The sequence below is a fragment of the Roseibium sp. RKSG952 genome (assembly GCF_009711355.1).
In genome coordinates, this window is record NZ_SMMF01000344.1 from 1 (window position 1) to 667 (window position 667).

At 62.7% G+C, this 667-nt stretch carries 2 protein-coding genes; both read left to right on the top strand.

The genetic code is table 11. From position 1 onward, the window contains the following. The first annotated feature begins 84 nt into the window (after positions 1-84). Positions 85-234, top strand: a complete 150-nt coding sequence (locus E1297_RS00975; protein WP_155132769.1) for a hypothetical protein — start codon at positions 85-87, stop codon at positions 232-234. Between the two features lie 78 nt (positions 235-312). Continuing rightward, the coding region (locus E1297_RS00980; RefSeq protein WP_209015554.1) for a hypothetical protein at positions 313-667 on the top strand (355 nt) is incomplete at its 3' end.

Genomic DNA, 667 nt, shown 5'->3' on the forward strand with positions numbered 1-667 from the left:
CTACCGCGACCTTGAAGAAATCATGCTGGAACACGGCGTTGATGTCGACACCGGGCGGCCATCACTGTCGGCCGCGACCTCACCGTGGCGAGCCGTCTCGACACCGCCCAGGGGTCCAATGAAAGCTCCGCGTTCAATGTCGGGATTTCGGCCGGGATCGCAGGCAATGACGCCGGATCGCTGTCCGTCACCGGCAGCGTCCATGGTGCCAGCGGAGACCACAGCCGCGCCTAGGTAGACACCCCGTCCGGCATCGTTACCGACGGTGCCCTCGACATAACCGCCGGCGAAACCACCTCGATCACCGGCGGCATGAACGCGTCCATTGGCAAATCGTTTGGATCCGGCGAGGGCGATGGCAGCGATCAAGCCGGTGCCTTCACGCCCGGTGTGTCGGTGGACGGGTCCTATGCCAACTCCGAAACGGAAGCTGTGGCCCGGGCAACCATCGGCAAGGGCCAAGTCACCGTGCGCGACAGCGATGCCGAGGCCACAGAAGACCAGCTCGCCAGCCTCAACCGCGACCCCGATGCCGTCATCGAAGTCACAAGGGAAACCGACGAAGGCTTTAACCTTTATGTGTCGGATACGGGACTATCGAAGGCTTTGGAGGTTCTCGAAGAGACTGGAGACTATCTGGGGTCGGTTCCGGCTGAGGGCGGAATGA